This window comes from Marinobacter sp. (assembly GCF_041690615.1).
Classification (GTDB): Bacteria; Pseudomonadota; Gammaproteobacteria; order Pseudomonadales; family Oleiphilaceae; genus Marinobacter.
The window spans coordinates 24,175-42,259 of sequence record NZ_JAWLGY010000013.1 but is presented as its reverse complement, the minus strand read 5'-3'; the positions used below and the strand labels follow the sequence as shown (position 1 = coordinate 42,259).

20 protein-coding genes are annotated in these 18,085 nt (G+C 62.9%); 2 read left to right on the top strand and 18 right to left on the bottom strand.

Features of this window, described 5'->3' with window-relative positions; translation table 11 throughout:
- Window positions 1-3: 3 nt before the first annotated feature.
- The 9 genes from ccmI to ccmA form a co-directional block, all read right to left on the bottom strand.
- Entirely contained in the window at window positions 4-1,302 is a 1,299-nt protein-coding gene (gene ccmI / locus ACESMZ_RS10680; RefSeq protein WP_372956306.1) for a c-type cytochrome biogenesis protein CcmI, read from the bottom strand.
- Between the two features lie 42 nt (window positions 1,303-1,344).
- Window positions 1,345-1,830: a cytochrome c-type biogenesis protein gene (locus tag ACESMZ_RS10675; RefSeq protein WP_372956305.1), complete on the bottom strand. Its 486-nt coding sequence runs from the start codon at window positions 1,828-1,830 to the stop codon at window positions 1,345-1,347.
- The gene (locus ACESMZ_RS10670; protein ID WP_372956304.1) at window positions 1,827-2,366 is read right to left on the bottom strand and encodes a DsbE family thiol:disulfide interchange protein; all 540 of its coding nucleotides are present in this window, start codon (window positions 2,364-2,366) and stop codon (window positions 1,827-1,829) included. The genes ACESMZ_RS10675 and ACESMZ_RS10670 overlap by 4 nt, the downstream gene beginning before the upstream one ends.
- Entirely contained in the window at window positions 2,363-4,405 is a 2,043-nt protein-coding gene (locus ACESMZ_RS10665; protein ID WP_372956303.1) for a heme lyase CcmF/NrfE family subunit, read from the bottom strand. The genes ACESMZ_RS10670 and ACESMZ_RS10665 overlap by 4 nt, the downstream gene beginning before the upstream one ends.
- A gap of 41 nt (window positions 4,406-4,446) precedes the next feature.
- Complete coding sequence (gene ccmE, locus ACESMZ_RS10660) at window positions 4,447-4,911, bottom strand: cytochrome c maturation protein CcmE (RefSeq protein ID WP_372956302.1); 465 nt, start codon at window positions 4,909-4,911, stop codon at window positions 4,447-4,449.
- Complete coding sequence (gene ccmD, locus ACESMZ_RS10655; RefSeq protein ID WP_372956301.1) at window positions 4,908-5,165, bottom strand: heme exporter protein CcmD; 258 nt, start codon at window positions 5,163-5,165, stop codon at window positions 4,908-4,910. Before ccmD ends, ccmE begins: the two co-directional genes overlap by 4 nt.
- Window positions 5,166-5,169: 4 nt before the next feature.
- Entirely contained in the window at window positions 5,170-5,937 is a 768-nt protein-coding gene (locus ACESMZ_RS10650; protein WP_372956300.1) for a heme ABC transporter permease, read from the bottom strand.
- A gap of 62 nt (window positions 5,938-5,999) precedes the next feature.
- Window positions 6,000-6,662 (bottom strand): heme exporter protein CcmB, encoded by a 663-nt coding sequence (gene ccmB / locus ACESMZ_RS10645; RefSeq protein ID WP_372956472.1) that lies wholly within the window; start codon window positions 6,660-6,662, stop codon window positions 6,000-6,002.
- 72 nt (window positions 6,663-6,734) lie between these two features.
- Complete coding sequence (gene ccmA, locus ACESMZ_RS10640) at window positions 6,735-7,418, bottom strand: cytochrome c biogenesis heme-transporting ATPase CcmA (protein WP_372956299.1); 684 nt, start codon at window positions 7,416-7,418, stop codon at window positions 6,735-6,737.
- Between the two features lie 168 nt (window positions 7,419-7,586).
- On the opposite strand from ccmA, the gene ACESMZ_RS10635 reads away from it, so the two are divergent.
- The gene (locus tag ACESMZ_RS10635) at window positions 7,587-8,975 is read left to right on the top strand and encodes a flagellar hook-length control protein FliK (protein WP_372956298.1); all 1,389 of its coding nucleotides are present in this window, start codon (window positions 7,587-7,589) and stop codon (window positions 8,973-8,975) included.
- Between the two features lie 22 nt (window positions 8,976-8,997).
- A complete protein-coding gene (locus ACESMZ_RS10630) occupies window positions 8,998-9,282 on the top strand; it encodes an EscU/YscU/HrcU family type III secretion system export apparatus switch protein (RefSeq protein WP_372956297.1) in 285 nt (94 codons plus the stop codon).
- Between the two features lie 9 nt (window positions 9,283-9,291).
- Here ACESMZ_RS10630 and ACESMZ_RS10625 read toward each other — a convergent pair whose 3' ends face one another.
- The 9 genes from ACESMZ_RS10625 to ACESMZ_RS10585 form a co-directional block, all read right to left on the bottom strand.
- The gene (locus ACESMZ_RS10625) at window positions 9,292-9,690 is read right to left on the bottom strand and encodes a DUF2802 domain-containing protein (RefSeq protein ID WP_372956471.1); all 399 of its coding nucleotides are present in this window, start codon (window positions 9,688-9,690) and stop codon (window positions 9,292-9,294) included.
- A gap of 102 nt (window positions 9,691-9,792) precedes the next feature.
- Entirely contained in the window at window positions 9,793-10,281 is a 489-nt protein-coding gene (locus ACESMZ_RS10620; RefSeq protein WP_091848569.1) for a chemotaxis protein CheW, read from the bottom strand.
- A gap of 218 nt (window positions 10,282-10,499) precedes the next feature.
- Window positions 10,500-11,285, bottom strand: a complete 786-nt coding sequence (locus ACESMZ_RS10615; RefSeq protein ID WP_372956296.1) for a CheW domain-containing protein — start codon at window positions 11,283-11,285, stop codon at window positions 10,500-10,502.
- A gap of 78 nt (window positions 11,286-11,363) precedes the next feature.
- Window positions 11,364-12,152 (bottom strand): ParA family protein, encoded by a 789-nt coding sequence (locus tag ACESMZ_RS10610; protein WP_372972598.1) that lies wholly within the window; start codon window positions 12,150-12,152, stop codon window positions 11,364-11,366.
- Between the two features lie 186 nt (window positions 12,153-12,338).
- Window positions 12,339-13,142, bottom strand: a complete 804-nt coding sequence (motD, locus tag ACESMZ_RS10605; RefSeq protein ID WP_372956294.1) for a flagellar motor protein MotD — start codon at window positions 13,140-13,142, stop codon at window positions 12,339-12,341.
- A gap of 21 nt (window positions 13,143-13,163) precedes the next feature.
- Window positions 13,164-13,907, bottom strand: coding sequence for a flagellar motor protein (locus ACESMZ_RS10600; protein WP_372956293.1), 744 nt, complete (start codon window positions 13,905-13,907; stop codon window positions 13,164-13,166).
- Window positions 13,907-15,070, bottom strand: a complete 1,164-nt coding sequence (locus ACESMZ_RS10595; protein WP_372956292.1) for a chemotaxis response regulator protein-glutamate methylesterase — start codon at window positions 15,068-15,070, stop codon at window positions 13,907-13,909. The genes ACESMZ_RS10600 and ACESMZ_RS10595 overlap by 1 nt, the downstream gene beginning before the upstream one ends.
- Window positions 15,071-15,098: 28 nt before the next feature.
- On the bottom strand, window positions 15,099-17,255 hold the full coding sequence (locus tag ACESMZ_RS10590; protein WP_372956291.1) for a chemotaxis protein CheW: 2,157 nt from the start codon (window positions 17,253-17,255) through the stop codon (window positions 15,099-15,101).
- Window positions 17,256-17,268: 13 nt separating this feature from the next.
- Window positions 17,269-18,051 (bottom strand): protein phosphatase CheZ, encoded by a 783-nt coding sequence (locus tag ACESMZ_RS10585; protein ID WP_372956290.1) that lies wholly within the window; start codon window positions 18,049-18,051, stop codon window positions 17,269-17,271.
- Window positions 18,052-18,085 lie beyond the last annotated feature (34 nt).

The following is an 18,085-nucleotide window of genomic DNA, read 5'->3' as shown; positions in this document are numbered from 1 at the left end:
GCATCAGTGCAGCTGTTCGTCGATGGTCAGCACCACCGGGTCGCTGTCGCCGCTGACTACCGGTACTGGCTCATCCCGGATCCCCTGGAAATCTCCGGGCTGTGGGGTAGCAGAGCCCGAGGGGCTGATCCGGGCCGCGATCACCACTTCGTCGGCGCCGGAGATTCTTGACTGGGGCGCCATGGCAAGGCGGTCATCCAGCCTGAGTTCGGTGGGCAACTCTCCGGCCTGAAGCCTGGCGACGGCAAGCGGCGCTGACTGCAGATCCGGCGTGCGGGCATAGACAAACAGGGTGGTCTCCGGGTCCACCTGATCGGTAAATGCGTCGTCCAGTTCCACCCGCACCGTAACCCCGCGGTCGGACAACTGCTCGCCACCCGCGGCCGGTTCACCACGAATCTCCTCCGGCACGTCCATGCCCAGTTGCTGGTAGGCCCGGGCCACACCCTCACGTATCGAAGGCAGCTGCGGGTGATCCGGCGCCACCTCGATGATCTTCTCCCAGTGGCGGATAGCCTCCTCGAAGTTACGCTGCTCAAAGGCGTGGATGCCCAGCAGGCCCAGGGTGTTCACTTCATTGGGGTTGTACTCCCGCGCACGGTCCATGGCGCGGGTGACCTCGTCGGTCATGGCGCCCTGGCTTTCAAAGAACCAGGCCTGGGCCGAGAGGCCCCAGGCAACGGCCTTGTCAGCATCGCGACCGGCCACGTCAGCCAGCCTTTCAAAGGCCTGCGCCGCGTCCGGATAGCGCTCCATCCGCATGTAGCTGCGCCCAAGCATGGCCCAGCCATCCGGGTTATCGGGGTCAGCTTCCAGTCGATCAGACAGTTGGCGGGTCAGATCCGTCATCTGAGCCATACGGTCCCCCCCTTGCTGCTGCAGCTCCTGCATGGCCTGGTATTGTTCCACCTTGCCCAGGGCACCCCACTCCTGGTAGAGCAGAAACACACCTGCCGGCAGCAGCACGACGGCCACTACCACAACCGCCCAGGTGCTGCGGCGCCGGTGATCCATTCTCAGGTCGGTCGCCCGCACTTCTGCAGCCGGCCGCTCCTCACCCACGTCATCCAGCATGGCTCCGGCAAGTTCCTCCCGTAGCATGCGGAAGTTTTCCTCGTCGATATTGCCCTGCTGATATTCCTCCTCAAGTTCTGACAGACGCGTACGGTAGGCCAGCAGGTTCTGGTTACGAATGTCTGACGATACGCGTTTCTCAGGACGGGAGAAAAACAGGGGGTAAAGTACAAACAGAAAGGCCATGACGATCAATATCGCCGTGATGATCCAGAAGGTATTGGTCATAAAATTCAGTCAGTTGAATCCGCAAGTGGGTTCATGTGCCAGTCACTGGCGCCGTAAAAGCTCATCCGCCTGGCGGCGCTGTTCATCGGTCAGGCCCGCGCCATCATCGTCACCGCCATTGCCGGAGCGACGCACGATCACCACGATCACCACCAGACCGATCAGGATCACTATGGCCGGTAACAGCCACAGGAGGGCGGTACGGGCATCAAACGCCGGCTTGTAATGCACAAATTCACCGAAGCGATCCACCATGGAGTCGACCACGGTCTGTTCATCCGCGCCTTCTTTTACCATGCGGTAGACTTCCTCCCGCATGTCTTCCGCAATGGGCGCATCAGAGTCGGCAATGTTCTGGTTCTGGCACTTCGGACACCGCAACTCGTCCAGCAGGCGGTCAAACCGCTGCCGTTCCGCCTCCGACGCCAGCGGATAGATGTCCTGGGCCGAAGCCGACGACTCTTCCGACTGGGCCAGTGCGAGGGGTGCGACCAGCGCCAACAGTAAAGCGATCAGCCAGTGCTTCATGAGCCCTCCTGCTGGTAACGACGAACCACCGGCCCCAGTTTCTCTTCCCAAACTTCGGGGTTGACCACCCCGACATGGCGATAGCGAACGATGCCCTGCTTGTCGATCACGTAGGTTTCCGGCGCACCGTAAACGCCTAGGTCGAACCCGAGTTTGCCCTGGGGATCGAACAGGGTGATCTGATAGGGGTCGCCCAGGTCCTGCAACCAGCGCAGGGCCTGGTCGCGGTTGTCCTTGTAGTTCAGGCCAATCACCGGAATGCCTTTCTCCTCCGCCAGCCAGATGAGATCGTCGTGCTCGTCGCGGCAGGCCGGGCACCAGGTGCCCCAGACGTTGAGCAATGACACCTGGCCCTGAAACACCTCCGGCGTCAGGGTCCGGTCCGGATGCTTCAGGTTCGCCAGCTCAAACGCCGGCACCGGTTTGCCAATCAGGGCCGAATCCAGTTCCTGTGGATCCTTGCCCAGACCGGTATACAGAAAGATGCCGAAGGCCACGGCGATAACCACGGGCAAAAACAGCAACGCACGCTTCATGCCCCCGCCTCCACTGGCCGGCCACCTGCGCCGGTGCTGCCACTGACCGCAGCCTTGCGGAGCTCGGTTGCCTCGTCCTTGATACGATAGCGACGATCAGCAATTGCCAGGAACCCCCCCAGGGCCATCAACAGGGCACCCAGCCAGGTCCACCGAACCAGCGGCTTGTATTGCAGTCGAACGGCCCAGGCGTCGCTGGACACCGGCTCCGCCATGGCAACAAAAATATCCCTCAGGAAGCCCGCATCGATGCCCGCCTCGGTCATCACATTGCGCTGCACCACGTAACGACGGCGTTCCGGATACAGTGTGGCCACTGGCTTGCCATCCCGGGTGATTTCGAAGGTCCCCACCACCGCAGTGAAATTGGCCCCCTCACGCTCGCCCACAGAGGCAAAACGAAACTGGTAGGCACCCGCGGTGGCAGTGTCACCGGGGCCCATGCGCACGTTGCGCTCGATGCCGTAGTTATTCACCACCGTGGCCCCGGCAATGACCATCGCCAGGCCAAGATGACCCAGCACCATGCCGTAAAAGCTGCGGGACTGGCGACGAAGGCCATGCAACCGGCCGTGGCGTGAGCCGGACTTGTTCCAGACGTCCTGCAGGGTGGCTACCGCACACCAGCTGGCTGACAACACGCCAAAAAATGCCCACAGACTGAAGTTGCTCCAGAAACCGGTGCCCCTGGGCGCCATGGTGTTGCCCAGGATCAGCACCACGGCAAAGGCGATGACCAGGCTGGCCACGGTGGGCACGATCATTTTGCGCAGCAGGTAGCCCTCATCGGTCTTCTTCCAGCGGGAAAAGATACCCACGCCCAACAGGAGGCCCACCAGCACGGCAATGGGGCTGAATGTCAGGTTGAAGAAGGGCTCGCCGATGGAGATATTGCCCAGCTCGAAATAGTCCGCGATCAGGGGGAAGATGGTTCCGACGAGGACCAGCAGCATGGCCGCCATCAGCAGCACATTGTTCATCAGCAAGAACACTTCCCGGGACAGGGGGCCGAACTTGGCCCGGGTATGTACCACCGGCGCCCGAAATGCGTACAGGGTCAGGCTGGCGATCACGCTGATGGCCAGCAGCATCAGCAGGAAGGCACCACGGGTCGGGTCGGAGGCGAAGGAATGCACCGACGTGATGACCCCGGAGCGCACCAGGAAGGCCCCCAACAGGCTTAGCGCGAACGTGAGGATCGCCAGCAATACCGTCCAGCTCTTGAACACACCCCGTTTCTCGGTCACCGCCAGGGAATGCATCAGTGCGGTACCGGAAATCCAGGGCAGCAGGGACGCGTTTTCCACCGGATCCCAGAACCACCAGCCGCCCCAGCCAAGCTCGTAGTAGGCCCACCAGCTGCCCAGGGCGATACCCAGGGTCAGGAAACCCCAGGCAACCGTGGTCCAGGGTCGGGACCACCGCGCCCAGGCGGCATCCAGACGACCGTTGATCAGCGCTGCGATGGCGAAGGCGAAGGCCACCGAGAAGCCAACGTATCCCATGTAAAGCATGGGTGGGTGCACGATCAGGCCGAAATCCTGCAACAGCGGATTCAGGTCAGCCCCGTCTGCTGGCACATTTGGGAGGGTGCGATCAAAAGGATTGGAAGTCATCAGGATGAACAGCAGAAAGCCCACTGCCACCATACCCATAACGGAGAGCACTTGGGACACCATCACCGACGGCAACCGGCGACTGAAGGTGGCAACCGCCAGGGTCCAGCCACTGAGCATCAGAATCCACAGCAGCAGCGACCCCTCGTGACCACCCCAGACGGCGCTGAATTTGTAGTACCACGGCATCAGGCTGTTGCTGTGGTTGGCCACATAGGCCACGGAAAAGTCATCCACCATGAAGGCGTTGGTGAGAATGCCGAAGGCAATGGCGATGAACACAAACTGCCCGGCCGACAGCGGCCGGGCGAAGGCCTGCAGACTGTCCCGGGCCGTCAGCGACCCGTACAGGGGTACGACGGCGAGCAGCACTGACATCAGCAGCGCGATAATAAGGGTGACTTGTCCGAGTTCGGGAAACATGGTTCTCTCCGTTCTGGAGTCGGGTAAATGGCTTCAGGTGATCAGTACTGGGGCATTTCCCGGCCCTCTTCCCGGGCACGGGCCGCAGAGCGTTCCAGGGCCTCACTGACTTCCGGCGGCATATACTGCTCATCGTGCTTGGCCAGTACCTCACTGGCGACAAACTCCCGGTTCTCGTTGAGCTGTCCGGTGGCCACTACGCCCTGTCCCTCAGCGAACAGGTCCGGCAAGATGCCCTCGTAGCGCACGGTCACCGAGGATGAGTAATCCGTCACCCGGAACTGTACGTTGAGACTGTCCGGATCCCGTTTTACCGAACCTTCTTCCACCATACCGCCCGCACGGATACGGACGTTGACAGGGGCCTCGCCCTCGGCAATCTGGCTGGGATCGTAAAACAGGTTGATGTTCTGCCTGAATGCATAGGTCGTCAGGCCCACGGCGACGGCCACCCCCGCCAACAGAAACAGGACAATGGTGAGTTTGCGTTTGCGTACTGGGTTCATGACTTGCTGGTCGACTCGCTTTGGGTAGTTGGAATTCGCTGGAAACCGCCGGTGCGGTCCCGGGTGCTGGCGGAAACCCCGGGAGAAGTTGCCCTGGCCTGCTCCTGCTGTTGGCTGAGCACCACCCGGCGACGGTCCCTCACGGACAACCAGGCGATCACGGCAACCAGCAGGAAAAACACCCCGTAACAGGTCCAGACGTAGGGACCATGGCCCTCCATCAGGATAAAGGCATTGAAGGAATCAAACGCCATGGTCTCAGGCTCCTCCCGATTTCAGGTGTGAATGGCCACCCGCGGCAATGACATCACGAACCCAGCGGGTCCGGTGCTCCCGTCTCAGAACCTCAGTCTGCATGCGGTAAAGGGCTACCCAGCCGAAAAGCAGGTAGGTTCCCAGTACGGCCAGCAACAGAGGCACCCACATCTCCGGCACCATGGTGGGCTTTTCCGTCAGTTTGAAAGTGGCCGGCTGGTGCAGGGTGTTCCACCACTCCACCGAGTACTTGATGATGGGAATGTTCACCACCCCCACCACGGCCAGTACGGCGACCGCCCTTGCGGCGGTCTTTTCGTCCGAATAGGCGTGGCTGAGGCCGATAATACCCAGGTACAGGAACAGCAGGATCAGCATGGACGTCAGCCGCGCATCCCAGATCCACCAGGTGCCCCAGGTGGGTTTGCCCCAGACCGCCCCGGTAAACAGGGCCAGCACGGTCAGAATGGCGCCAACCGGTGCCGCCGCCCGCACGAAGACGTCCGCCAGTTTCATCTTCCACACCAGGGTGATCACCCCGGCCACGGCCATCATCATGTACACCGACTGAGCCAGAAACGCGGTAGGCACGTGGATAAAGATGATCCGGTAGCTGTTACCCTGCAGATAATCCTGGGGGGCGAATGCCAGCCCCCAGACAATACCTGCCAGGGACAGCACCAGCCCGAGCCCCAGCAGCCAGGGCATGAAGCGGCCGGCGATGCCATAGAACCACTTCGGTGATCCCAGCTTGTGAAAGAATTGCCACATCGGGAATATCCCCTGATTGTATACCTGTGAGCGCCGTAAGCCTGCGTGCTGAATGGTCGCAGTCAGGACGCCGATAAACTGATTTTCAGTGCCACCGCCGCTGCCAGCGGCGCCAGGATCACCGCCAGCACCAGTATGGCGGCCATCAGGGCCAGGTGCCCGGACACATCCGAGCCGCCGGCCGCAGCCATGACGGTTCCGGTGCCAAAAATCAGCACCGGAATATACAGAGGGATCACCAGCAGCGACAAGAGTACGCCGCCGGCCCGCAATCCCACGGTCAGCGCTGCTCCCACCGAGCCGATCAGGCTCAGTACCGGCGTTCCGATCAGCAGCGTTAGACACAGAACGGCAACAGAGTTCCCGTCCAGGAACAACATCATCCCCAGCATGGGGGTGAGAATCACCAGCGGAAGGCCGGTAACCAGCCAGTGGGCCAGGGTCTTGGCCAGCACCAGCACAAAAAGTGGTTGTGGCTGCAAGGCCATCTGCTCCAGGGTGCCGTCTTCGTAATCGAACCGGAACAGGTGGTCCAGGGACAACAGCGTGGCCAGGAGGGCACCGACCCACAGAATGCCGGCCCCGGCTTCCCTCAGGAACTCCGACTCGGGGCTGACCCCCAGCGGGAACAGCGCCACCACCATCACAAAGAACAGCAACGGGTTCAGCAGATCCTGTTTCTGGCGCACACTCAGGCGCAGATCCCGCCGCAGCACCGCAACCATTGACTGCCACAGGCCAGGTGACGTGGTGACCGGATCCAGTACCGGTACCGACAGGGGTTGCTGCTGTCCCATTCAGCTCGCCTCCCCTGCCACCCGCGCAACCGGTTCCGGCTCGCCGGCGCTACCCAGGCGGATGCGACGCATACCCTGCATCGCCGGTTCGTGGTGCGTGGTCATGACTACCGCCCCGCCCTGACGTACCCGGTCCTCCAGCAGTCCCTCAACGGCCGCGACCGCGTCCACATCCAGGGCCGTGAAGGCTTCATCCAGCAGCCATACCGGCTCATCGGCGAACAGTAACCTGGCCAGTGCCACCCGGCGTTTCTGGCCAGCGGACAACTGACCACAGGGCACGTGGGTCCAGGGCCCGAGACCCACCTGATCCAGCGCCTGGACCAGAACCGTCTCAGACACAGCCTGGCGGCCGGCCACCAGGGCCTGGAGATTTTCCAGCGGCGTCAGCAGCATCTTGATACCGGGGCGGTGACCCAGATAGAGCACGTTACGGCGCACCTGGTCCCACTGTTTCTGTCGGGGTTCCCCGCACCAGAAGACCTGTCCGGACCAGTTGTCGTTAAGGCCCGCCAGGATGCGCAACAGGGTTGTCTTGCCGGAACCATTGGGGCCCTCGACACGGGTGAGGGTTCCCGGCACTATGGAGAAACTCAGGTCACTGAAGAGCATCCGGCCGTCGCGCTCGCATTCCAGGCCCTCGGCCCTCAGCAAGTGGTCAGCGTGTTGCAGCGGCTCAGTCATCAAGGCCCCGGGGGTATGAGGGGCAGCAACGGCTACCCGGATAATGCGTTTTGCCGGTTTTTCCGACTGTTACCGGGTGAACTCCCGGTGCGGTGGCTATTATATCGAAACGGGTCATTGATTACTCTTGCCTGACATCAAAACCACACGTTGTACTTAACAAAAGCCATGAAATTACCGCACGGTAACCCGATCCCCCCCCAGCCGTCGAACCGGCCGGCCACCGCACCGGCCGGTGCCCGGCAGGACCCGGTGCAGCAACTCAGGCAATTGCAGCTGGAGAACCGCCAGGCCGTGGTCGCCCGGGTCGCCGAATTGCTGACCCAGAGAGGCAGCCAACAGGCGGTACTGGACGTGCGCGGACAGCGGGTCACCGTGGAGTTGCCCGTCAACGGCCCCGAGCTGAAAGCCGGTGACCTCATCCGCCTCATGCGCGAAGGCCAGTCCCTCACCCTGCTGGACAAACTGCCGGCCACCGCAGAGACCCGGCTGGGGCAAGCACTGCTTCGTCACCTGCCCTGGCAGCAGAACCTGGACAGCGGTCTGACCCGGCTGCTGGCTGCCCTGAGCGGCGGCATGAAAGGTGCTCCGGCGACGGGCCTGCCAGGAACCAGCGAGTCCCTGCCGGCCCCGGTCCGGGAAGCCCTGCAGGCGATCGCCCGACTGATGCCGGGCGCATCCACTGACCACGGGTTACCGTCGTTCAGACCGGTCGCCGGCCAGCCCCTGACCAGTTCCGGTTCCGGCGCCGCCGCCACGGGCCAGGGGGCGCCACTGAACAGCGCCCTGGATGCGACCGCTGTCAAGCAGTGGCTTGCCTCCAGCGGCGTGCTTGCCGAAGCCGGCCTGGCCCGGGGCATGGACCAGGTCGGCCCCACTGACCTTAAACTCGCCCTTGGCCGGCTGGCCTTGACCCTGTTACAGCACCAGAACCTTGGCAGCGACCAGTTTACCCGCTTCACACCCATGCCCAGCCAGGAGCTGATTACAGCCCCCCTGCAGTTTCCCTCGCCGTCCACCCCGCCCGTCACCATGGCCGAGGCCCGGGAACCGGTTTCGCCCGGCCAGATGCTGAGGCTGCTTGCCGGCATGCTGAACCGGATCACCGTCAATCAGCTGCACAGCCAGCTGCTGACCACCCGGGCCGGCGGCGATGCCGGTACGCCCGCCAGCACCCTGATTACTGACCTGCCCTGGATGGCGCCCGGGGGCGAGGTCAAAACCGCCCAGCTGCGCATCGACCACGAAAAGCCTGACCAACAGGGGCCCTCCAGCCCCCGCAAAACCGGTGTGGCCGAATGGCGCCTGTCGCTGGCCATGGACCTGGACGAGGCAGGCAGGGTGTTCTTTGACGTGGCCCTGCGCCAGAGCGCGGTATCAGCCCGGGTATGGGCAGAACAGCAGGACACCGCCAGGCTGGTCACCCGGCAACTGGGGGATCTGCGCACACGCCTGACAGAGCTGGGACTGGAAGTCTCGGAACTGGAATGTCGACGGGGCCAGCCGCCGGTCACACCGACCCGACTGGAACACCGGCTGCTGGATACCCGGGCATGAGTCACGACAAGGGGTTGGCAGCATGACTGAGCAGAGCAAACCGGGCCGGGAAACCGCCGTGGCCCTGAAATACGACGGCAAGCGGGCGCCCACCGTCGCGGCCAGTGGCCTGGATGAGGTGGCGGAGGAGATTATCCGTATCGCCCGGGAGCACGACGTGCCTCTTTATGAGAACGCGGAGCTCGCCGGTATCCTGGCGCGGCTCGACCTGGACGAGGAAATTCCGGAAACCCTGTACCGGGTCATTGCCGAAATCCTGGCGTTTGCCTTCCACCTGCAGGGCAAGACGCCAGGTGACGCAGGCTGAGCCGGTCGTTTATGCCGCCCGCTGCTGGCGTCGGCGCAGGGCTGAGACCAGTTCCGCCTCGGGACGGGAAATACCGCAGGTATTCATCAGGTCATCCACGTCCGCACCCAGGTCCACCAGGCGGGAGGCTTCATCGTAGGAGACTCGCAGCGGGTCATTCTGGCGCATCTCGTCGAACTGGGCACGCAGCTCATGGAGCTGCCGCTCGCAGGCAATCACCCGGTTGCCCACCCCGATGCTGCCACTGCTGGTGGCATGGAGCTCACGCACCAGGTTTTCGCTGTTGTCCCGCAACTGCTGACGCAGGCGCGCAATTCGCCGGGCATTAATCAGCCCCTGCACGCCCAGCAGAAGTAACGCCAGAACGGTCAGGGCCCAGGGAGCCAGGGTGGTCCAGTCGGTGGTCATCATCACTCAGTCCTCGTCAGGTGGTGATCACGCCAGGCGGTGGACCGGCCCTGACCGCTGTTTTCAACCGCCTTTCCGAGGGAAAGGCGATCATGCTCAGGGTCAGAGTGCGGCTATTTCCGCCCACTCGTGATCAGACAGCATCTTGTCAAATTCCACAAGAATGATCAGTTCACCATTCTTGTTACAGACACCCTGGATGAACTTGGCGCTTTCCTCGTTCCCCACGTTGGGTGCTGTCTCGATCTCACTGGCCTTCAGGTACACCACCTCAGCAACGGAATCCACCAGGATACCCATCACCTGGCTGTCAGACTCCATCACCACGATGCGGGTGGCATCCGTCACCTCCGCATCCGCCAGGCCGAACCGGCGGCGGGTGTCAATCACCGTTACCACGTTACCGCGCAGGTTGATGATGCCCAGCACGTAGTCCGGGGCACCGGGAACCGGCGCGATCTCGGTGTAGCGCAGCACTTCCTGGATCTGCATTACATCGATGCCGTAGGTCTCGTCATCCAGACGGAAGGTGACGTACTGAAGAACCTTGTCGTCTCGGGCCTGACTGTTCTGTCCGTTATCGGATGCCATAGTGCCTCATCTCCTGGCAGGCCATCCGTCAACGGGACAGCCTGATGTCAAAAAACCATCGTCAGTGCCCCATACTATAGTCAGGGGCATAAACCGTGCCAGAGTGGTACGGTTTCATTTGGTAACTGCCGGCGGGTGTGGTTATGCCGGTCTGAGGTGGGTATCGGCCGGCGTCGGAGAAAACTTGAGGATTCCCCTGGAATGCATGGGATATTCGGCTACTCCAGGTCCAGCCTCTGTTCTTTCTCCGCCCTCGCCAGCATCCGGGCCATGGCCCCCACGTCAATCAGGGCGCACATATGCTGCACCACCGTACCTGCCAGCCAGGGGCGTTTGCTACGGGAAGTACGCCAGCGTACCTGATCCGGATCGAGGGTGAAGGACTCCGCCACTTCGTCACAGGCCAGTGACCAGTCGCTGTCATCCAGCCGGATCACAAACCGGTATCCATCCCGGGCGTCCGCCGGCGCTCGGTCGGGCATGATCCAACGGGCTGAGTCCACCACCTTCAGGTTCACCCCCCGGTCCGGCAGCATGCCCATGTACCAGGGCGGGCGCCCGGGAATCGGTTTGATCCGGTCTTCAATCCGGTGGATGGCGCCCAGCAGCACCAGGGGTACCGCCAGCTGCAGGCCCGCCACCCGGAATATCAGGCATTCGAACGGCCGTTCTGCCCAGTCCGGGCGCCCTTCCGGCAGGGCTTCAGGCTCGGGCTCAACCGGGGCTTGTGTCTGTTCGTGGACAACCGGTTCGGCAACCGGCACTGGCGCCACCGGCGCAGCGACCCGGGGCCCGGGGTCCGGCGTGGCCGGGGGGATATCCGGCACAACCGCCTCATCGGGCCGGGTTACCGGGGGTGACGGGTCAGCTTCCGGCCTGGCATCGGGCACCTCTTCCAGGGCCGTCGACGTTGCCGTATGTAGCAGGTCATCGAGATAACTGGCCAGCGCCGCGGAAGGATCTGCCAGGTCGGCCTGCCTGCGTTGCTTACGTTCAGCCGACATGGTACCTCCCGCCGGGAATCAGACCCGGCGCCGGAAATTCGTCACCGGGATACCTGGGCAGCAGAGGGTTGCAGAGGCCTAGTTGTGCTGCCATGAGGTAGTACCCTCCTGCAGGTCCTGCAACAGCCGCCGGTAGGCCCGTACGCCCTGGGTATCCGGATCCAGCCTTGACGGCACCACGCCCGCCTGGCTGGCATCCCGAAACCGGGTATCCACGGGAATCATGAAACGCCACAGCTCTTCCGGATAGGTACGGCGCAGTTCGTTCAGGCTCTTCACCGATGCCTGGGTACGTTTGTCATAGAGTGTCGGCACGATGGTGTATTCCAGCCGGTTCTTCTGGGAGCGCATGATCATCTGCAGGGTATGGAGCATGCGTTCCAGCCCCTTGAGCGCGAGGAATTCTGTCTGCACCGGGACAATCAGGTGCTGGGCGGCGGCCAGGGCATTGACCATGAGCACCCCCAGCGAAGGCGTGTTATCCAGCAGCACATAGTCAAAGTCGTCCCACAGCCGGGCCAGTGCGCGGGACACAGTCAGCCCCATCCCCTCGACGCCCACCATCTTGCGCTCCAGGGTGGCCAGGGCTGTACTGGCCGGCAGCAGTGACAGGTTCTCACAGCTGGTCTCGGTGACCAGCTGCGCCGGCAGGTCCTCGGGCACCTTGCCGCCATGCTGGAACAGGTCAAACACGCTGTGGGCAAGGCGGTCCGGATCATAGCCGAACCAGCTGGTCAGGGAGCCGTGGGGGTCCAGGTCCGCCACCAGTACACGGTGCCCCTGCTCGGCCAGCAGGCCACCGAGGGTTACCACTGACGTGGTCTTGCCCACGCCGCCTTTCTGATTCGCTACTGCCCAGATCCGCACAAACGCTTCTCCTGCTCAGGCTTCCCGGCGGGAAAACCCTTCTTGCCTGAATATTTTCTCCGGGCCCGGGAGGCTGCCGACGGCAATCGATTGCCGGCCCGGGCCGGTTCCGGGGTCTTGTCCAACCTTTTCAGAGAGTAATACAGATATCATGCCACCCTTGTCGGCTCACCCTGACCCGGCCAGTCACGGTGAGCGCACCACGCCCCTGATCGCGGCATCCCGGGAAATCAGCAACACCACCCGCCGGTTACGGCGGCGGCCCTCTTCCGTATCATTGCGGGCCACCGGCTGGTAGGCACCGTAGCCGATGGCCGCCATTCGTGACGGATCAACGCCTTCCCCCGCCAGCATACGAACCACCGCAGCGGCCCGGGCCGACGACAATTCCCAGTTCGAGGGGTAACGACTGGTGCGGATAGGCCGGTCATCGGTGAAACCTTCCACCCGGATGGCGTTGTCCTCACCCCGCACAATACCAGCAATCCGCTCCATCACCGGGAAGGCATCATAATGGGGTTCTGCCTCGCCGCTGCCGAACAGCAGGCTGTCCCGCATGCTCAGCTCGATCCACTTGTCACTGCTGTGCAGGCTCACCACACCCTGGTCGATCAGGCTGTCGAATTCCAGGGCAAACCGGTTGGCCATGCTCTGCAGTGTCTCACTGCGCTGCGCCTGCTCCCGGAGGGTGGTGGACGGCTCTCGCGAGGGCGCCGGCTCCGGGGCCACCGGTGGAGGGATCACCTGGTCGCGGGCGGGCTCCACCAGGCCGGGCTGTTCGCCCACGGGAATGGGTGTTATCGACCTCTGGGGCGCATTGAACACCCCGGTAAGGGTTTCCGAAAGCACCTTGTACTTGCCTTCGTTGACGGAAGACACCGAGTACATCACCACGAAGAAACCGAACAGCAGGGTGATGAAATCCGCGTAGGAAATCAGCCACCGCTCCCGGTTCTGGGCCACCTCAGCCCGCCTGGATCGACGCCTCATGGGTTCCCCCTGCGCAAAGGCTCATGGTTGCACAAACCCTCGCAAACGCATCTCGATGGAGCGAGGATTCTCACCCTCGGCGATGGCGATGATGCCATCAATCATCATGTCCTCGTACCGGCTGCGGCGGCGCACGATCTCCCGCATCTTGTTGGCAATGGGAAAGAACAGCAGGTTGGCCAGTGCCACGCCGTAGATGGTGGCCACGAACGCCGTCGCAATGCCGGCACCCAGGGTGGACGGGTCGGTCAGATTGGTCATGACCTGGATCAGCCCCATCACCGCCCCGATAATGCCGATAGTGGGAGAATAGCCCCCCATGGCCTCGAATACCTGGGCCGCCTCCAGGTCACGCTGCTCCCGGGATTCCAGGTCCACCTCCAGCACGCTGCGGATGGTCTCGGTTTCGGCACCATCCACCAGGAGTTGCAGGCCCTTGCGGGCAAAGGGCTCGGGCTCTTTCTCGGCAATACCTTCCAGACCGAGCAGGCCCTGCTTGCGGGCCTTGACACTCCAGTCCATCACCTTGCCCACCCCATCTTCCAGCCCGATATAAGGCGGGAAAAACACCCAGCGAGCCTGGCTGAAGGCGCGGCGCAGAAGGCCGGCGGAGGTCTGCAGGATGGTAGCCGCCAGGGTACCGCCGATTACGATCAGCCCCGCCGGCAGATTGAACAGCGAGGCCAGGCTGCCCCCTTCCAGCATATTCCCCCCCAGCAGCGCGGCGAAGGCGAGGATAATGCCCAGCAGGCTGAGGATATCCATCAGTGCACCCCTTCAACCAGGCGCGGCCCGACCTCGTCCAGGGACAGGATTTCATCACTCAGGCCGGCCCGGGCAACGGCCATGGGCATGCCGTAGATAACCGACGATTTCTCGTCCTGGGACCAGATCACCGAGCCGGTCTGCTTCATCATCCGGCAACCTTCCTTGCCGTCGGCCCCCATCCCGGTGAGGATCACGCCCAGGGTCTTGCCGGGAAAACTGCGGGCCAGGGAGCCAAAGGTGACATCCACACTGGGTTTGTAGTTGAGCCGGTCATCGCCGGGAAGGATACGCACACGGCCCTGACCACCACGGTTCTCGACCATCATCTGCTTGCCACCGGGGGCCAGCAGGGCAAGGCCGGGGCGCAGCATGTCACCGTCCTCCGCCTGGCGCACCTGGATACGGCAAAGCTTGTTCAGTCGTTCTGCGAAGGCCGGCGTAAAGCTGCCAGGCATATGCTGTATCAGTACCAGTGGCGCCGGGAAATTGGCAGGCAGGTTCACCAGCACCTTTTGCAGGGCGATAGGCCCGCCGGTGGAAGTGCCGATGGCCACCACATCATAGTGTCGGCTGGCCGTCCGCCGGCGACTGATCCGGGCGGGAGACTCCGGCTCCTGGCGGGGCGCACGGGCATCGGCCGGTGCCGGACGCGGCGTTACCGGGGGCGGTTCCTGACGGGAAGCGGCCGGGGCGGCCGGGCGCGGACCGGCCAATGCGCGCTGGGGCGCCGCTGGCGCCGAGCCGCCCCGGCCGGCCCGAGGGCTGCTGCGGGCCACGTCCAGAATGCGCTCCCGCAGGATGCGCTGCAGCTCCGAGCCATCTTTTGCAATGTCTTCAAAGTTCTTGGGCAGGAAGTCGACGGCCCCGGCCTCCAGTGCATCCAGGGTCACCCGGGCGCCTTCGTAGGTCAGGGAGGAGAACATCAGCACCGGGGTCGGGCAGCGGCGCATGATCTCCTTCACCGCCGCGATGCCATTCATCACCGGCATTTCATAGTCCATGGTGATGACGTCCGGCCGCAGCTTTTCCGCCATTTCCACGCCTTCACGGCCGTTAGTGGCAGCGCCCACTACCTTGATGGTGCCGGAAGCGTTGAGAATTTCCGTCAGTCGCTTGCGGAAGAACCCGGAATCATCAACGACCAGGACAGAAACCGTCATTCACTCCCCCTCTTCAAGGCCCGCCGGCTCAGCCGTAATGCTGCAACAGGCTGGGCACATCAATGATCAGCGCAATGCGACCATCGCCGGTAATCGTGGCGCCCGCCATACCCGGTGTGCCCTGCAGGGCCCGGCCCAGAGGCTTGATAACCACCTCTTCCTGGCCGATCAGCTGGTCCACTACAAAGCCCACCTGGCGGGTCCCCATGGCCACGATGACCACATGGGCATTCTCAGGTTCAGCAGTACCTGTGTCCGAGGGCACCAGCCAGCGCTTGATGTGGAACAGCGGGAACACCTTGTCCCGCACCACGATGCATTCGCGGCCATCCACCACGTTCTTCTTGCTCAGGTCCAGGTGGAAAATCTCCACCACGTTGACCAGCGGCAAGGCGAACGACTGGTTGCCCAGCATGATCATCAGCGTCGGCATGATGGCCAGCGTCAGCGGCACCTTGATGCGGATCGCGGTGCCCTTGCCCGGCTTTGACTCCACGTGGACCTGGCCGTTGAGCTGGCTGATCTTGGTTTTCACCACGTCCATGCCCACGCCGCGGCCGGACACGTCCGAGATCTGGTCCTTGGTGGAGAAACCGGCGGCAAAGATCAGGTTGAAACACTCGCTGTCGGTAAGGCGGTCCGCCGCATCCTGGTCGTAGATGCCCTTCTCCACCGCCTTGCGGCGCAGTTTGTCCGGGTCCATACCACCGCCATCGTCTTCGATGGACAGCAGGATGTGGTCCCCTTCCTGCTCGGCAGACAGGGTAACCGTCCCCTGACGGGGCTTGCCGGCCTGCTCGCGCACATCGGGCATCTCGATGCCATGATCCACGGAGTTGCGCACCAGGTGCACCAGCGGGTCCGCGAGGGCTTCCACCAGGTTCTTGTCCAGGTCTGTGTCTTCCCCGTGCATCACCAGGTTGATTTCTTTCTTCAGGTTGCGGGCCAGGTCCCGCACCACCCGTGGGAAGCGACCGAAGACTTTCTTGATGGGCTGCATCCGGGTAGCCATGACGGCCGCCTGCAGATCGGTCGTGACCACATCCAGGTTGGACACCGCCTTGTGCATTTCGCTGTCTTCACTTTCCGAGCCCAGGCGCTGCAGGCGGTTACGGACCAGCACCAGTTCACCCACCATGTTCATGATGTCATCCAGGCGCCTGGTGTCCACACGCACAGAGGTTTCCGCCGGCGCCTGGTTGTCCCGGGCCGGGGTGGACGCTTTTGCGGCAGCTGCCGGTCGGGCGTCTTCCGCAGGCTGCGGGTCTGGCTCCGGCTTCTTCGCCGCCGGTTTGTCGCTGGCGGGCTCTGCCGCCGGACCTGTGGCCTTTGCCTCACCCGCAGAGTGGGCCGGGCTCTTGCCCTTGCCATGGAGTTCGTCCAGCAGGCGCTCAAATTCGTCGTCGGTGATCAGGTCACTGTTACTGCCGCCGGCTTCGCTGCCGTCTGCGGTGGCGGGCTTTTCACTCTCCGTCTGATTATCCGCATCCGGGTCCGGCACCTCAGTGGAAGCCACCTCACCGGTGAACCGGCCCTTGCCATGGAGCTGGTCCAGCAAGTCCTCGAATTCGTCATCACTGATTTCGTCACTGTCCGACGGGCCGCCGCTTTCGCTGGTGCCGGCGTTGCTGCCAGCGCTGTCGGCGGCCTTGCCCTTGCCGTCCTCCAGGGCGTCCAGCAGTTGCTCGAATTCCTCGTCGGTGATATCGCCGTGGTCTTCCCCGGCAGCGGCGGCCGGGGCATCATCTGCGGGCCGGGCCGGCGAGCCCCCCTGTCCGTCCACCGGGGACGTACCCTCCGGCAGGGCGTACTGGTCCAGGGTTGCAATCAGTGACTGGGGCGCGGGGGTAGGCTCTTCCCGGTTGCGGACCTCGTCAAACATGGCATTGACGTTATCCAGCGCCTGCAGCACCACGTCCATCAGGTCCGAGGTAACCGTGCGCTTGTGGTTGCGCAGGGTATCGAACACGTTCTCGGCGGAGTGACAGCAGTTCACCAGCGCTTCAAGCTGCAGAAAACCGGCGCCGCCCTTGACAGTATGAAAGCCACGGAAGATGGCATTGAGCAGATCACTGTCTTCCGGATGCTGTTCCAGGTCCACCAGTTGTTCAGAGAGCTGTTCCAGGATTTCCCCGGCCTCCACCAGAAAGTCCTGGAGAATCTCTTCGTCTGCATCAAATGCCATGCAACTACCTCACTTAAAAGCCGAGACTGGACAGCAGGTCGTCAACGTCGTCCTGTCCGGATACAACGTCAGACCGCTCTGCGGCGCGCATCTGGGGTCCTTCCCCCTTGATCGAGGCTTCCTTTTCCTTGAGTTCGTGGACGGTTCCGGTTAGCTGGTCCACATGACTGGCCATAACCACCAGGCTCAGCAGGTTCTCTTCCACTTCCTTCACCAGGGCGGTGACTTTCTGGATCACCTGGCCGGTGAGGTCCTGGAAATCCTGGGCCAGCAGGATTTCCGACAGGTCGGTGTACATCTTCTCGGCGTCGTCCGCGAGGCTCTCGAAGAACCGGTCAATGCGACCATACAGCTCACGGAACTCCGACGGCTCCATTTCGCGGCGACGCAAGCGCTGCCAGTCATCCCGCAATGAGCGGGCCTGTTCACACATTGCGTTGGCACGGGGCATGGCGTCTTCCACCAGATCCATGGTGCGGTTGGCGGCCTTGCCAGTCATTTCAACCACATATTGCAGCCGGTCCGAGGCATCGGACATCTTGGACAGGGCTTCCTGCTGTTCGGCGTTCTGGGGCTGGATCTGGAAATTGCGGATTGCCTCATGGAGGCTGCGGGTCAGGCGGCCCACTTCCCGGTACAGACTCTGGTCCCTCACCTCGCTCAGGTCGTTGATCAGGGTCATGGCCCGGGCATAGTCACCGGCATTGACCTGCTCAACCAGCTCCTGGGCCTGCTCCTTGAGCTTGCTGGTGATTTCCGGGTCCAGGCCGGGGCCGTTCTGTTTGTCTTCGCTCATGGGAGCACATCCGGACAGTCAGTTCAGGGTTCAA

Coding starts and splice junctions, on each gene's coding strand:
- ccmI (WP_372956306.1), bottom strand. CDS start 1,302: ATGACCAATACCTTCTGGATCATCACGGCGATATTGATCGTCATGGCC.
- ACESMZ_RS10675 (WP_372956305.1), bottom strand. CDS start 1,830: ATGAAGCACTGGCTGATCGCTTTACTGTTGGCGCTGGTCGCACCCCTC.
- ACESMZ_RS10670 (WP_372956304.1), bottom strand. CDS start 2,366: ATGAAGCGTGCGTTGCTGTTTTTGCCCGTGGTTATCGCCGTGGCCTTC.
- ACESMZ_RS10665 (WP_372956303.1), bottom strand. CDS start 4,405: ATGTTTCCCGAACTCGGACAAGTCACCCTTATTATCGCGCTGCTGATG.
- ccmE (WP_372956302.1), bottom strand. CDS start 4,911: ATGAACCCAGTACGCAAACGCAAACTCACCATTGTCCTGTTTCTGTTG.
- ccmD (WP_372956301.1), bottom strand. CDS start 5,165: ATGGCGTTTGATTCCTTCAATGCCTTTATCCTGATGGAGGGCCATGGT.
- ACESMZ_RS10650 (WP_372956300.1), bottom strand. CDS start 5,937: ATGTGGCAATTCTTTCACAAGCTGGGATCACCGAAGTGGTTCTATGGC.
- ccmB (WP_372956472.1), bottom strand. CDS start 6,662: ATGGTTGCGGTGCTGCGGCGGGATCTGCGCCTGAGTGTGCGCCAGAAA.
- ccmA (WP_372956299.1), bottom strand. CDS start 7,418: ATGACTGAGCCGCTGCAACACGCTGACCACTTGCTGAGGGCCGAGGGC.
- ACESMZ_RS10635 (WP_372956298.1), top strand. CDS start 7,587: ATGAAATTACCGCACGGTAACCCGATCCCCCCCCAGCCGTCGAACCGG.
- ACESMZ_RS10630 (WP_372956297.1), top strand. CDS start 8,998: ATGACTGAGCAGAGCAAACCGGGCCGGGAAACCGCCGTGGCCCTGAAA.
- ACESMZ_RS10625 (WP_372956471.1), bottom strand. CDS start 9,690: ATGACCACCGACTGGACCACCCTGGCTCCCTGGGCCCTGACCGTTCTG.
- ACESMZ_RS10620 (WP_091848569.1), bottom strand. CDS start 10,281: ATGGCATCCGATAACGGACAGAACAGTCAGGCCCGAGACGACAAGGTT.
- ACESMZ_RS10615 (WP_372956296.1), bottom strand. CDS start 11,285: ATGTCGGCTGAACGTAAGCAACGCAGGCAGGCCGACCTGGCAGATCCT.
- motD (WP_372956294.1), bottom strand. CDS start 13,142: ATGAGGCGTCGATCCAGGCGGGCTGAGGTGGCCCAGAACCGGGAGCGG.
- ACESMZ_RS10600 (WP_372956293.1), bottom strand. CDS start 13,907: ATGGATATCCTCAGCCTGCTGGGCATTATCCTCGCCTTCGCCGCGCTG.
- ACESMZ_RS10595 (WP_372956292.1), bottom strand. CDS start 15,070: ATGACGGTTTCTGTCCTGGTCGTTGATGATTCCGGGTTCTTCCGCAAG.
- ACESMZ_RS10590 (WP_372956291.1), bottom strand. CDS start 17,255: ATGGCATTTGATGCAGACGAAGAGATTCTCCAGGACTTTCTGGTGGAG.
- ACESMZ_RS10585 (WP_372956290.1), bottom strand. CDS start 18,051: ATGAGCGAAGACAAACAGAACGGCCCCGGCCTGGACCCGGAAATCACC.